Genomic DNA, 13,255 nt, shown 5'->3' on the forward strand with positions numbered 1-13,255 from the left:
GCTTCGGCGGGGTGGTCTGCTGGAAGAGGGTCTGGTCGAAGTCGACCAGGCCCGTCTTCTCCATCACCGTGATGTGGTCCAGGACGGTGTCGTTGGCCTGGTCGGCGAGGGCGCGCACCAGCGAGTTCTTGGTGGTGGAGCGGATCTTCGCGACCGTGTTGAAGATCGAGCCGTGGGTCATCCGCAGGATGTTGGCGAAGTCGGTGTCGAACTGCTTTCCGCTTTCGCTCTTCAACTGGTTCACGAAGCCGACCTGTTGCGGGCTGGCCACGTTGGGCAGCGTGATGTTGAGCATCGGGGCGATCTTGCGGCAGGTGGTGTCGAGCGCGGCGTGCCCGTCGATCAGGTGCTGGCTCGCCGTGATCACCGCCTTCGAGCTGCCCTTCTGCAGCCCGATCTGCCCCACCGGGTACTCCCACAGCCCGGCCGCCCGCACCTTCACCACGAAGTCCCGGTCCTGCTCGGTGAGCGGTCCCCACTGGGTGTCGGCGATGATGCGGTCCGGTGAGCTGGAGACCTTGTCCAGGCCGAGCATGCCCGGGTAGGCGAGGGCCGCGAGGGTCAGAGCCATCGCACCGCCCACGAAGAGAGTTCCCGTCGCGTTCCGCGAAAAGCGCACCGTTCCTCCTGCTTGGGGATCCCGCCCACGGTTCGGACACCCAGCGGTACGGATGCGGCGGCGATTCGTCTCAGCGGTGCCGGGCAGAGAATCGGCGGCCGTCCACGACACCGGGGCGGCTGACCCGTACGGCTGATGCGTCCCCGGTTCACCCTCGGAAGCCGGCTGCTTACGCTGTGATGAAGCGGAGTCGGCTCTTCACTGGTTTCACGGGGGTGCCATGGGATTCGGGTTCGGTCAGCGGCGGGGCGGGCAACTGCCCGCGGAACTCACCAGCTTCGTCGGACGCGCGAGCGAACTGAACCTCATCGGCGCGGCGCTCACCGAGAACCGGCTGGTCACGTTGGTCGGCCCCGGCGGCGTCGGCAAGAGCCGTACCGCGCTGCGGGCGGCCTCCGCACTCGCCGGGCGTCACCCGGACGGCGTACGCCTGGTCGAACTGTCCGCCCTGCACGACCCGGAACTGGTGACCGCCACTCTCGCGGGCGTCCTGGAGCTGCCCGAGCAGTCCGGCATGACGTCCCTGGACGCCGTGGTGGAGCATCTGCGCGAGCGGCGGCTGCTGCTCGTCCTGGACAGCTGCGAGCATCTGCTCGACGCCTGCGCGATGCTCGCCGACACCCTGCTGCGCGAGGCCCCCGGGCTGAGCGTGCTGGCCACCAGCAGGCAGCCGCTGGACGTACCCGGCGAGCACTGCCTGCCGATCGCCCCGCTGCCGTCCGAGGACGCCCTGGAGCTGCTCGTGCAGCGCGCGGCCGTGGCCGGTCCCGGTGCCGCCGCGGACCGGGAGCGGCTGCGTGCCCTGGCGGAGCGCCTGGACGGCATCCCGCTCGCCCTGGAACTCGCCGCCGTACGGCTGCGCGCGCTGCCCCCGGCCGAGCTGGTCGCCCGGCTCGACCGCCGCTTCGAGGTGCTCACCGGCGGCCGGCGCACCGCCACCGCCCGGCACCAGACCCTGCGGACCGCCATCGGCTGGTCCCACGAGCTGTGCACCCCCGCCGAGCGGCTGCTGTGGGCCCGGCTGTCGGTGTTCGCCGGCTCCTTCGACGTGTCCACCGCCGAGCGGGTGTGCGGGGGCGGCGAACTGCCCCCGGAGCGGGTGGTGGAGGCGCTGATCGGGCTGGTGGACAAGTCCGTCGTGCAGCGCATCGGCGAGCACGGCGAGCGGTACCGGCTGCTCGACACCATCCGCGAGTACGGCGCCGAGTGGCTGGCCGAGGTCGGCGGCGCGGACGAGGTGCGCCGCCGCCACTTCGCCGTCTACGACGACCTCGCCGAACGCTTCTGGTCCCAGCTGGTCAGCCCCGCCCAGGTCGCGCTGCACCGGGCCGTGCGGGAGGAGACCGCCGACATCCGGGCCGCCCTCGCCCACGGCTGTGCCGTCGACGACCTCGCCCCGCGCGCCCTGTGGCTGGCCACCCGGCTGGGCCCCTACTGGCGGGCGGCGGGCACCCTGTCCGAGGGGCGGCACTGGATCGAACGCGGTCTGGAGCGGGTTCCGGGCGACTGCCCCGAGCGGGCCTGGGCGCTGCTCATGACCGGCGTCATGGCGATCTGGGCCGGTGACCTCGACACCGCCCTGGCCCGGTTCCCCGAGGCCCAGGAGGCGGCCCGGCGGATCGGCGAGAGGCGCGTGGAGCTGTTCACCGAGGCGTACCTGGGCGCCCTGACCGCGCTCGGCGGGGCCGTCGAGGAGGGGCTGGCCGCGCTGGAGTCGGCCCGGCAGCGGATCGTCGCGTCCGGTGACGCGCTGGGCATCGGGGTCGTCCACTACGAGGGTGCCATCCTGCGGGCCGCGCTCGGCGACACCGAGGGCGCGCTGGAGATGTGCGCCACCGGCCTGGAACTGCTCGCGGGCACCGGCGAACGCCAGCTGTACGGCTCCACGCTGGCCGTGCAGGGCACCATCCTGTGGCTGAGCGGCCGGCACGGGCCCAGCGTCGAGGCGCTGCGCCAGGGCCTGGAGGACGGCGCGGAGGTCGGGGAGGTGCTGGTCGCCGCCCTGGCCTGTCTGGGCCTGGCCTGGCACGCGGCCCGCGAGCAGCGGTACGTCCGCGCGGCCTGGCTGCTCGGGTACGCCGCCCACGCCCGCCGCCTCGCCGGGGACCCGGTGGCCCTGCTGCCCCGGCTGCTGGAGGAGCAGCAGACGGTGGTGGAGACGGTCCGTACGGCGCTGGGGCCCGAGACCTTCGCGCACTGGCACGGGCTCGGCGCCCGCCTGTCCGGGCAGGAGGTGCTGGAGGCGGTGCGGGCGGACACCGACGAGCCGCTGCCGCCGCCGGACGGCTCGGGGGTGCCCGCCCCGGCCGGTTCCCCCGAGCGCCGCGCCTCGGGCGCCCTCACCCGGCGCGAGCGCGAGGTGGCCGCGCTGGTGGCGCAGGGCCTGTCCAACCGGGAGATCGCCGCCCGCCTGGTCATCTCCAAGCGCACGGTGGACGCCCACGTCGAGCACATCCTGGCCAAGCTGGGTGTCACGTCCCGGACGGAGATCCCGGCACCGGCGGAGCCGTGAGCCCGGGTACGTACGCACCGGCGCGGAGCCGCCCTCGGTATACGGATCTTCCGCGCCCGGCATCCGTATCCGGCCGGTTTCCGCCCGCCGCGCCCTCGGTGCCGGGGCACTCTGGTGGGGCCGCCCCGGGGGACCGGGCGCCCGGGCGCCGGCAGCGCGGGTCGACCCGGCCGCTGTCATGGCACGGCGCCCGCCGCCGCTCCCCCTCGGCGGTACCCCCGGAAAGGGGCTGCCCCAGGTCGGCGGGGCAGCCCCTGGACCCCGGCGGCGCGGCCGGTGTGAGCGGGCGGGGCGCGCGGTACGGATGACGGGCATGCGCAGTGTCGCCATCGTGGGAGCCGGGCCGGGGCTCGGGGCCGCCGTCGCGCGGCGGTTCGGCCGGGAGGGGTTCGGCGTGGGGCTGGTCGCCCGGGACCGGGGCCGGCTGGACGCGATCGTGGACGGGCTCACGGCCGGGGGGATCACCGCGCGCGGCTGCACCGCCGATGTGCGGCGGCCGGCGGAGCTGGCCGCGGCGCTGCGCGAGCTGGCCGACGCCCTCGGCACCGTCGAGGTGCTTCAGTACAGCCCGGTGCCGCACCGGGACTTCATGCGGCCCGTGCTGGACACCGGGCACCGGGACCTGGTGGGGCCGATCGAGTTCTCCGTGTACGGGCCGGTGGCCGCCGTGCAGCAGGTGCTGCCCGGGATGCGGCGGCTCGGGCGCGGCACGATCCTGTTCGTCAACGGGGGGAGCGCCGCCGTCCCCCATCCCGAGCGGGCCGGCACCTCGATCGCCTTCGCCGCGGAGAGCGCGTACGGCCGTCTGCTGCACGACCGGCTGGCCGGGGAGGGCATCCACGTCGCCCAGCTGGTGATCCCCGGGGCCATCACGCCGGGCCACGCCCGCAAGGACCCCGACGCGCTCGCGCGGACCCTGTGGGCCCTGCACCGGGACCGGCACGGGTTCCGCCACTACGCCGACGACCTGGAGAGCTGACCGGGGGGCACCGGGGGCTGGTGTGCAGGTCTGAGCGGGTGCGGGGACGGTCGCCCTGCGGAGCGTGGGGTTATGGGCCAATATGGGGACATTGGCCGCATTGCTCTCTTCAAAGGGGGCCTCCATGGCTGTGGAAATCCCTGCGCTCGTCAAGCCGTCCCGGCTCAGAAGCCGGGGCGGACTGCTGGGCGAGTGCCTGGCGGAGTTCCTCGGAACCTTCGTCCTCATCTCCTTCGGCTGCGGCGTGGTCGCGATGGCGGTCGCCGCACTGCCCGGTTCCGGCCGGGCCGAAAGCCCCACCACGATCTTCCTCGCGGCCGGCGACTGGCTGCTCATCACCTGGGGCTGGGCCATGGCCGTCATGCTCGGCGTCTACGTCGCCGGCGGCATCAGCGGCGCCCACCTCAACCCGGCGGTGACCCTGGCGATGGCCATCCGGCGCGGGTTCTCCTGGGCCAAGGTCCTGCCGTACTGGTTCGCGCAGGTCGTGGGCGCCCTCACCGGCGCCGCCCTGGTCTACCTCGTCTACCACAACGCGATCAGCGCCTACGACCAGGCCGCGCCGGGGCCGAAGGTGAACGGGCACACCAACGCCACCTTCTCCATCTTCGCGACCTTCCCGGCCCCGTACTTCCACGGCGGCGTCTGGGGTCCGCTGATCGACCAGATCGTCGGCACGGCGTTCCTGCTGATGCTGATCGCCGCCGTCATCGACCTGCGCAACCAGGCCGTGAAGGCCAACCTCGGGCCGCTGGTCGTGGGCCTCGTGGTCGCCGCCATCGGCATGTCCTACGGCGCCAACGCGGGCTATGCCATCAACCCGGCCCGCGACTTCGGCCCGCGCCTGTTCACCTACGCGGCGGGCTGGGACGGCCTGGCCTTCCCGGGCAGCGTCGCCGGCGCCTACAGCGGCTACTGGTGGATCCCGATCGTCGGGCCGCTGATCGGCGGTGCGATCGGGATCCTGATCTACGACCTCTTCATCGGTGACGTCCTGCTCGTCCGGGCCCAGCAGTCCGAGCTGCCGCCGCCCGGCCGCTCGACGCCGGTACGCACCAGCGACGAGGAGTAGACCCCACCTCCCTAGCCCGCCAGGCCGGTCCCGAACGCCGTGTACGTGCGGGCCGGCAGGCCCACCTTCGTGGGGCCGAACGTGGTGGACGCCGTGGTCGAGTAGAGCGTCCCGGCGGCGCCGGGCAGATGCCACAGGGCGCCCTCGGGGTCGTTCTCGCCGTCGGCGACGGCCGTCAGGTCGGCCCGGCCGTCACGGCCCACGTCGGAGGCGAGCAGGGCGCTGCCGAAGTTGTCGGCGCCCTCCACCGCGCCCGGCACGCCGGGGCTGTCCTGGGTCAGGAACACCGGGCGCGCGGTGGACAGGCCGGAGGCCGAGCCGCGCAGCAGCGTGATGGCGCCGGCGGACGGCAGGAAGCGGGAGTCGTCGCCGAAGGTCTCGCCGGGCGCGCCCACCGCGAGGTCGCCGTACCCGTCCTTGTCGAAGTCGCCGACCGCCAGCGCCTTGCCGAACGCGTCCTGGCTCTCGGCGGAGTCCGGGACCCCGGCCGAGTTCTCGGAGAGGGTGACGCGGCGGGTGGCGCTCGGGCCGGCCGAGGTGCCGTGCACGACGTGGATCTTCCCGCCGGTGGAGCCCGACGGATCGGCGTCCCGCTCCCGCGGGTTGCCGAGGACGATGTCGCCGTAGCCGTCCTTGTCCAGGTCGCCGATCGCGGCCGTCTCGGCGGTGCGCAGGCTCGCCGCCTTGCTGATGCCGTCGGCGGTGCCCTTGTAGTAGACGGCGGTGGCCAGGTGCTCGCCGTTCGGCTGCACGCCGGTGACCACCAGGTCGGCCTTGGTGTCGCCGCTGACCCGGCCCGCGGTGAGCCGCGGACGGTCGGGGCCCGGGGTGTACGCGGAGACCCGGCCCGTCGTACCGGACGTGGCGAACGGGCCGCGGATCAGCCGGACGCGCCAGCTGGAGCTGCCCGAGTCGCTCTGCGCGGAGATCGCCAGGTCGGGCTTGCCGTCACCGGTGAAGTCCGCCGCCGCGATGCTCGTACCGAAGTAACCGCCGTACAGCGGCTGCGGGTTCTTCACCGTCGTACCGCCGGACAGCCCCGACCTCGACCCCCACACGATGACGACCGTACCGGCGTCCGCCGCGCTGCCCGCCGCCTCGTCCGGGGCGCCGACGACCAGGTCGCTGTAGCCGTCACGGTTGAGGTCGGCGGCGGCGAGCGCGCTGCCGAACGCGTCGCCCTTCTCCGCGCCGCCGGGGACGCCCGCGGTGTTCTGGCTGATCAGCTGGCGCTTGGCGGGGTCCGGCCCGGACGCGGTGCCGTACACCACGGCCACCTGGCCGGCCCACGACTTCCCGCCCACGGTGGCGGCGGGGGCCGCGACGGCCACGTCCCGGTAGCCGTCGCCGTTGAAGTCGCCGGGCAGCCCGGAGGGCGCCGCGGCGGCGGTGCCGGACAGGACCGGCGGGGTCAGACCCGCGAGGAACAGGGCGGCGAGCGCGGTACCGCCGCGCAGGGGGTGCTTCACGTCCGGGTCTCCCGTGGACAGTCCGAGGGGTGGTGCTGGCGAGAAGGAGACCACCGGAGGTGCGCCAGGGTTGTAGGGGAGCCGGACGGGCTTTCGCGACCCGGCCGGCGCACTGTTCTGCGATAATCGCGCTCCACGCCATGACGGGGTGTCACCTCGCCCCGTGCCCAGGGGGGTACGAGCACGATGAGCGCCGGGCGCCGACGGGCCCTGTTGATCGCGGTGTCCGCGTATCCGCAGCTGGACGTCCCGAAACTGCGCGAGGACTTCCCGAGCCTGCCCTTCACCACGCACGACGTGGCGATGCTGCGCACCGCCCTGCTGCAGAGCGGCTACCGGCCCGAGGACGTGACCGTCCTCGACGACGAGGAGTCGACCCGCGAGGGCGCCATCCACGACGAGCTGGGCCGGTTCCTGAACTCCTGCGAGGACGGCGACGTGGGCCTCGTCTACTTCTCCGGCCACGGCGTCCGCTTCGGCACCACCGACTACCTGCTGCCCAGTGACGTCCGCGCGAGGTGGGGCGCCGGCGAACGCACCCTGAGCCCGCACGGCCTCATCGAGATCGTCCCCGACGAGCTCCTCGCACCGCTGCGCTCCAGCGCCACGGTGATGCTCTGCTTCGACGCCTGCCGCAGCAGCGGCGACACCCCGCCCGCCACGTTCGAGGCGATGAAGGTCAGCCGCGCCTGGGACAACGTCGTCGTGCTGAGCGCCTGCGCCCCCGGCGAGGAGGCCCTCGGGCACGCCGACGCCGGCAGCGTCCTGGCCATGGCGCTGAGCGAGACCCTGAAGCCGACGTCCTCGCCCCGTACGTTCCGCGAGGTCATCCGGCGTGTGGAGGAGCGCGCGGAGGAGATCGCGGCGAACTACCGGTACAGCAGGCCGCCCCGGGCCGTGCACCGCTGGCTGGGCGGCGACACCACCGGCGGCACCCACGCCGACGTACCGCTGTGCGAGGCGACCCCGTCCGCCGGCCCCTGGACGGACGCCGTCCTCCGGTCCCACCTGTGGGAACGCACCGACGGCACGACCGGCCGGCGGGACCGGGCCAAGCAGCACCTCGCGGAGGTCGTGAAGAAGACCGTCGCCATCCGCAGGCGACGGGACCCCGAGACCGACCCGTGGGACGACCCGCAGGTCCCGCAGCGGCTGATCGAGCGGCTCGACCAGCTCGTGGACGCCTCCGGCGCCCGGCTCAGCCTCGTCGAGACCGTGGTGCTCCTGGGCGCGCCGTTCCTGCGCGAGGCCGCACTCTCCTGCGGCCTGGCCGCGCTGCGCACCCTCTACGCCGACGACCCCGCCGACACCCCCCGGGACCTGCCCGTCGACAGCTTCGCCGCCCACCTCCACCGCGACATGGGCGACGTACGGCGCGCCCACCGGCAGATCGAGGCGACGCGCCGCACGCTGCTGCGCCGCGGGCACAAGAGCGACGCCCGCGGCGCCGAGTACTGGCTGCGGCACCGCTTCCTCGCCGACTGGGACCTGCTGTGGGAGGAGCGCACGGACCCGGAGCTGGACAGCCTGCGCGCCGCGACCGACCTGCTGGTGCGGGCGGCGGAGAGCGCCGCCGGCCTCACCCTGGGCCCCGACGAGCGGGGCGAGCTGCGGCACGCCGTCGTCAAGGTCGTCTCCCAGCTCGGCACCGGCACCCCCGCCGACTCCGTGGCACCCGACGGCACCGTCTGGGACACCGAACTCGGCCTGTGCGCCTACCTGTGCGGGGAGGCGGAGCGGTGGAGCTGGCGCCCGCGCGAGCTGGCCACGCTGCTGCACCTGGCCGGGCTGCTCGCCATCGATCCGCGCCTGCTCGACGGTGTGCTCATCGACCACCTCGGCCCGCGCGAGCCCACCCAGGTCCGGCCGCAGGGCATCATCGGCGAGATCGCCGCGAACGACGGCTTCCGCCCCGTCACCCCCGACCGGCTCCCGGCGGCGGGCGCACCCGGGCACGCCCCGGGCACCCACTGGCGGCTGGTGTTCAAGTGCTCCAGCGCCGCCCTGTTCACGGCGCTGGACCGGCTCGCCGCCCGGATCGCCGCGGTGTCGGAGGCGACCCGGCGCGGCCACGGCACCCTGCGCTCCGGCGACCTCCTCTTCGGCCTGCCGCAGCTGGTCAAGACCGAGGGCCTCATCCCCAGGAACCACGGCTTCGACAAGCCCCCGCCCCGGTTCCGGCTGGCCGAGGACGAGGTGAAGCCGCTCATCATGGGCACCCAGCTGTACGGGGACCGGATGCTGGCGGTGCGCGAGCTGTACCAGAACGCCCTCGACGCCTGCCGGGTCCGCCAGGCCCGGCGCCGGTACGCGGAGCCCGGACGGCAGACCCCCGGCGCGACCGAGCGGGAGCAGCTCGCCGGCTCCCGGATCGTCTTCACCCAGGGCGTCGACCCGGCCACGGGCCGGACGTACATCCAGTGCGAGGACAACGGCGTCGGGATGACGGCGGAGGAGCTGCGGGACCTGTTCGCCCAGGCCGGCCGCCGCTCCGAGCAGTCCTCGGCCCGCATGCGGGAGATGCGCCGGTGGCGCCGCCGCGGCATCACCACGGAACTCAACAGCCGGTTCGGCATCGGCGTCTTCAGCTACTTCATGCTGGCCGAGGAGATCGAGGTGACCACCCGGGCCGTCGACGTCTCCGGCCACCTCCCCCTCGACGGCCACCGGGCCAGCGTCACCGCCGGCTCCGGGCTGATGCACCTCAGCCGCGAGCAGCGGGAACTCGCGGGCGGCGGCACCCGGGTGCGGCTGTATCTGCACGACGACACCGAGGAGAAGGACGAGCAGCCCCCGTCCCTGATCCAGGCGTTGCGAGAGTTCCTGTGGTGCAGCCCCGTGGAGGTGGTCGCCCGGGAGAACGGCGTCGACGCGGAATGGCGGCCGGGCGAGCTGTACGGCGACTCCTCGCTGCCGAGCGCGCGCATCGAGGCCGCCGAGGGCGTCTGGTGGGTGCAGGGTCCGGGCATGCTGCTCGCGGACGGGCTGCTGGTCTCCGACGCCGAGCGCCCGGACGGGTACGTGGTGAACCTGCGGGGCAGGCACCGGCCGGAGCTGAGCGTCGACCGCAACCGCTTCCTCCGGTACGACGAGCAGCGCGTCGAGGAGGACCTCAAGGCGGCCGTCCCGGCCCTGGTGCGGTCGGCGTGGCGGCCGTTCCCGCTGGAGTGGCTGTGGAGCCTCGCCGATTCCTGGCCGCGCCTCGCGCAGGAGGTTCTCGGCCGGCTGATCGAGCACGACGTGACGGTGGCGGTGCCGGACGAGCTGCGGGGCGAGGACTGGGCCCATGAGCAACCGGTCGTCACGCTGCGCGAGGCGGGGTGTCTGCCCGTCGACGAGAGGGTCCTGAAGGAGGATCTGCGGCGGTCGGTCAGCCACACGCGCTTCTTCGAGCCGTGGCGCATCGGCGTCCTGGGGGTCAAGCGGCACCAGGAGGCCGTCGTCCCGCACGCGGGCTTTCCCGGACCGGAGCCCCTGGACACGGTGCTGTTCCGCCGTATGCCGGACGGATCCTTCCGGGAACCGCTGCGCGCCGCCGCGGACACCGGACGCTCGCTGCGGGAGGTGACCCGTCAGCTGCGCCGGTACGCCCTCACCGGGGTGTCGGTCCCGGAGGTGGCGGACATCCGTGCCCTGACGGACGTCGTGCCGACCTCTCTTGCGGCCTTGCTGTACACGGAGATCCAGGACGCGAGGGCCCTGGTCGACCCGGACGACGACGACTCCGGGCGGCACGCCGTACGGCAGACGATGGTGCGGATGTCGGCCCGGGAGAGGGTGAGCCTGGGGGTCCTGGCGGAGCTGCTCGAACAGCTGTCGGGCCTCGATCCGTCGATTCCGACGATGCCGGACGTCCAGTGGCTCGCGACCCGTCGCGTGGACGCGCGCGAACGCCGTGTCCTGCTGAACGACGGGCCGTCCGCCAGACCCTACGAAGGCCGGGACTCCTTGCCGTTCGCCGGGCTCGTACGGCCGGTGGACATCGCCTACCGGGCCAAGCAGACGGGGATCCCGCCGGCCGAGATCGAGACGGTCGTACGGCGCTTCGAACCGCTCGGCTACCGGCTCGCCGGGCCCGCCCTCCCCGGCCTCCTGGATGAGCCGCAGCTCACCGCGCTCAGCCGGGACCTGGACGCGCAGCCCCCGTTCCTCACCCCGGACCCGATCGGACTGCGGCACCTGGTCCGGCTGGCCGCCCGGCGCGAGGAGACCGTGGGGGCCACGGCGGCCTGGCTGGCGGAGTGGGCGGGCGCGCTGGGCGTCGAGGTCACGGACCCGGGCCCGCTCGCCTCGTTCCCGCCACCCGCCTGGTGCGCACTGCTGCCGCCGGAGGAGCGCGCCGAGAGCCGGGCCGATGACGGGAACGACCGCGCGCCCCAGCTGATCTCCGCCTGGTCCGTACTGGCGACGATCGAGGAACTGGGCGACCATTCCTCGGCGGAGCGGCACATCGCCGCGGTGGCGGCACTGGCGGACGCGGGCCTGGTCGAGCGGCGGGTGGTCGACGCGGCGCGGACCCTGCTGAACGAGCCCCCCGCCGTCCGGGCCCGGGGCCTGTGGAGCCGCGGCCTGAAGGTGCGCGGCCGACGCTCCGGCTACAGCGTCGCGGCGTTCGCCGATCCGGATGCCCAGGGGAAGGCCGCTGCTCTGCTGAGCATGGCCGTGGAGATCGGAGAGAGCCTCGACAGCGCCGCCGAGAGGCTGCGGGGCAAGACGGCGCCCTACGGCTTCGACGTACCCGAGGTCCCCGGCGACGCCGCCCGGCTGACGCCCAACCACTCCCTGCGCGCGGCCCTGTGCACCAGTCTGGGCAGATGGCGGTCCCGCATCTCGCTGCGCGCTCTGATCACCTACGCGAACGACACCGACGTCGACCTCGCCACCGCCGCCGCCGAGCTGAACGCCTACCGCTCCCTGGGCGCCCCGACCGTGCCGGTGCCCCCGGACTTCGTGCGGCCGGAGGAGCCCCTGGAGCGCGACGTGGCCGCCGAGTGCGCGCTGATGCAGCCCTGCTTGCGGGACTCCTGGACGCTGACCCCGTTCGCCCTGGTCGTGGCCGCCGGACGGCTCGGCGGCGGGCTGCGGGAGACGTACCGGCGGCTGGAACCCTTCACCAGGATCGGTCTTGACGTCCCGTTCCCCGAGCCCGGCTGCGACCGCGTCCCCGACTGGCGGGACGTCGTCCTGCTCACCGCCCGGCTCACCGGACGGGAACCCGTGCTGTCCGGGGACGTCACGGCGGACCAGCTCCGGCTGGCCGCCGAGGAGACGGAACTGGCCGTGGACGACGTCCGTACCCGGCTCGCCGACTACGCGCCCCTGTTCGGCTTCCGCCTGCCGCCGTACGAGAGGACCTGAGGTGCCGCACGACGCCAAGGACTACGAATCCCGGTACCTGCCGGACCAGACCGGGTTCGTCTGGGACTTCTCCGGCGGCCGGCTCGTCATCACCGGCCTGTGCCCGGCCTGCGCCGGGGAGACCCGGCATCCGGTGCCGACGCGGCTCACGCCCGGCGCGGTGACGAAGGGCGGGGGCGCCGGGGCGTTCGAGGAGGACGACGAGGTGCCGCGCGAGGTGTACATGCGGTGCCGGTGCCGGCTGCCCCACCCCGGGGACACCCAGGAGACCGGCGGCTGCGGTGCCAAGTGGGTGGCGATCCGGCCGACGGGGGCCGGCTCGTGACGGGGCGGTACCTGCCCGAGGAGCTGGAGCGCGCCCAGCAGCGGCTGGACGCGATGGCCGAGGCCCAGCTGGAGATCGGGCGGGCGCAGGCGGAGGGCTGGCGGAACTTCCTCACCGTCGCCTCCGGACTGCTGGCCGCGGTGCTGGTCCTCAAGGGCCGGGAGAACGTCGCCGAACTCCCCGGCGGCTACCGGACGGCGGTCGTCGTGCTGGTGGCGGCCGGGCTGGTGCTGCTGCTCGTCGCCGCCTTCGTCGCCGTGTCGGCGGCCCACGGCCGGCCCGGTGACGTGCTGAAGTACCCCCATGCCGCGAAGCTGCTGGACTGGGAGGAACGGGAGCGGGAGCGGATCGCGTCGCGGATCGGCGTCACCCGCTGGGCGACCGTGGCCGGTGTGCTGGCCGCCGCGGCCGGCATCCTGCTGACCTGGGTGGCGCCGGGGCCGGACGAGCCGGCGCAGACGGTCCGGGTGCACACCAGGGCGGAGACGCTGTGCGGCGAACTCCTGGCGGCCGACGGCAGCGGCGTCACGGTCAAGGTCAGACCGGCGTCCGGCAAGGGACAGGCGACGATCCGGCACCTCACCTGGCAGCGCGACGCGGTGAGCGTGGCGCCCACGGCCAGATGCTGACCGGTCCGCGCCTCACATCCCCTGGCCGGTGAGGGTGACCTTGGCGCCGACGACCGTGTGCTCGTACAGCCAGCGGGCGTCGGCGGTGCGCAGGCCGATCATGCTCAGCGTGGACGCCCGGCGCCCGGGGACGTCGACCGTGCCGTCGGTGCCGTAGAGGTAGTGCGGCTGCTGCCGGGGGCCGAGGAAGGCCAGCACCCAGTCGTGCTGCTCGATCTCGCCCGTCGGCGAGGCGCTGAACCGCGCGTGCCGGAAGCGGTCGGTGACCCGGGCGACCGCTTCCGGCACGCGC

Annotated in this window: 9 protein-coding genes; 6 read left to right on the forward strand and 3 right to left on the reverse strand. The window is 74.2% G+C overall.

Annotated features, from left to right (window positions below):
• Window positions 1–583 (reverse strand): DUF4142 domain-containing protein (locus CCN44_RS10185; protein WP_086697445.1); only part of this gene is annotated, 583 nt, incomplete at its 3' end.
• A gap of 256 nt (window positions 584–839) precedes the next feature.
• Between CCN44_RS10185 and CCN44_RS10190 the strand changes: the two genes are divergently transcribed.
• The 3 genes from CCN44_RS10190 (at window position 840) to CCN44_RS10200 (ending at window position 5,182) form a co-directional block, all read left to right on the forward strand.
• Window positions 840–3,131, forward strand: coding sequence for an ATP-binding protein (locus CCN44_RS10190; RefSeq protein WP_086697441.1), 2,292 nt, complete (start codon window positions 840–842; stop codon window positions 3,129–3,131).
• A 313-nt stretch (window positions 3,132–3,444) separates the two neighbouring features.
• Complete coding sequence (locus CCN44_RS10195) at window positions 3,445–4,110, forward strand: SDR family NAD(P)-dependent oxidoreductase (RefSeq protein WP_189397133.1); 666 nt, start codon at window positions 3,445–3,447, stop codon at window positions 4,108–4,110.
• 124 nt (window positions 4,111–4,234) lie between these two features.
• On the forward strand, window positions 4,235–5,182 hold the full coding sequence (locus CCN44_RS10200) for an MIP/aquaporin family protein (RefSeq protein WP_059250148.1): 948 nt from the start codon (window positions 4,235–4,237) through the stop codon (window positions 5,180–5,182).
• An 11-nt stretch (window positions 5,183–5,193) separates the two neighbouring features.
• On the opposite strand, the gene CCN44_RS10205 is transcribed toward CCN44_RS10200, so the two are convergent.
• Entirely contained in the window at window positions 5,194–6,651 is a 1,458-nt protein-coding gene (locus CCN44_RS10205; protein ID WP_107502057.1) for an FG-GAP and VCBS repeat-containing protein, read from the reverse strand.
• A gap of 186 nt (window positions 6,652–6,837) precedes the next feature.
• Between CCN44_RS10205 and CCN44_RS10215 the strand changes: the two genes are divergently transcribed.
• From CCN44_RS10215 to CCN44_RS10225, 3 genes are read left to right on the forward strand one after another with little or no spacing between them, the layout of a single operon-like run.
• Window positions 6,838–12,009: a wHTH domain-containing protein gene (locus tag CCN44_RS10215; protein ID WP_086697443.1), complete on the forward strand. Its 5,172-nt coding sequence runs from the start codon at window positions 6,838–6,840 to the stop codon at window positions 12,007–12,009.
• Window position 12,010: 1 nt separating this feature from the next.
• Window positions 12,011–12,334: a hypothetical protein gene (locus tag CCN44_RS10220; protein WP_059250151.1), complete on the forward strand. Its 324-nt coding sequence runs from the start codon at window positions 12,011–12,013 to the stop codon at window positions 12,332–12,334.
• Window positions 12,331–12,963, forward strand: a complete 633-nt coding sequence (locus CCN44_RS10225) for a hypothetical protein (protein ID WP_059255053.1) — start codon at window positions 12,331–12,333, stop codon at window positions 12,961–12,963. Before CCN44_RS10220 ends, CCN44_RS10225 begins: the two co-directional genes overlap by 4 nt.
• Window positions 12,964–12,975: 12 nt before the next feature.
• Here CCN44_RS10225 and CCN44_RS44350 read toward each other — a convergent pair.
• Window positions 12,976–13,255: L,D-transpeptidase family protein (locus CCN44_RS44350; protein ID WP_462509649.1), on the reverse strand; the 280-nt coding region annotated here is incomplete at its 5' end.

Origin of the sequence: Streptomyces tricolor (genome assembly GCF_002155905.1) — a bacterium.
Lineage (GTDB): Bacteria > Actinomycetota > Actinomycetes > Streptomycetales > Streptomycetaceae > Streptomyces > Streptomyces tricolor.

What these genes read in the sequence shown, in the direction of transcription:
- CCN44_RS10190 (WP_086697441.1), top strand. Translation starts at nt 840, where the DNA reads ATGGGATTCGGGTTCGGTCAGCGGCGGGGCGGGCAACTGCCCGCGGAA.
- CCN44_RS10215 (WP_086697443.1), top strand. Translation starts at nt 6,838, where the DNA reads ATGAGCGCCGGGCGCCGACGGGCCCTGTTGATCGCGGTGTCCGCGTAT.
- CCN44_RS10200 (WP_059250148.1), top strand. Translation starts at nt 4,235, where the DNA reads ATGGCTGTGGAAATCCCTGCGCTCGTCAAGCCGTCCCGGCTCAGAAGC.
- CCN44_RS10195 (WP_189397133.1), top strand. Translation starts at nt 3,445, where the DNA reads ATGCGCAGTGTCGCCATCGTGGGAGCCGGGCCGGGGCTCGGGGCCGCC.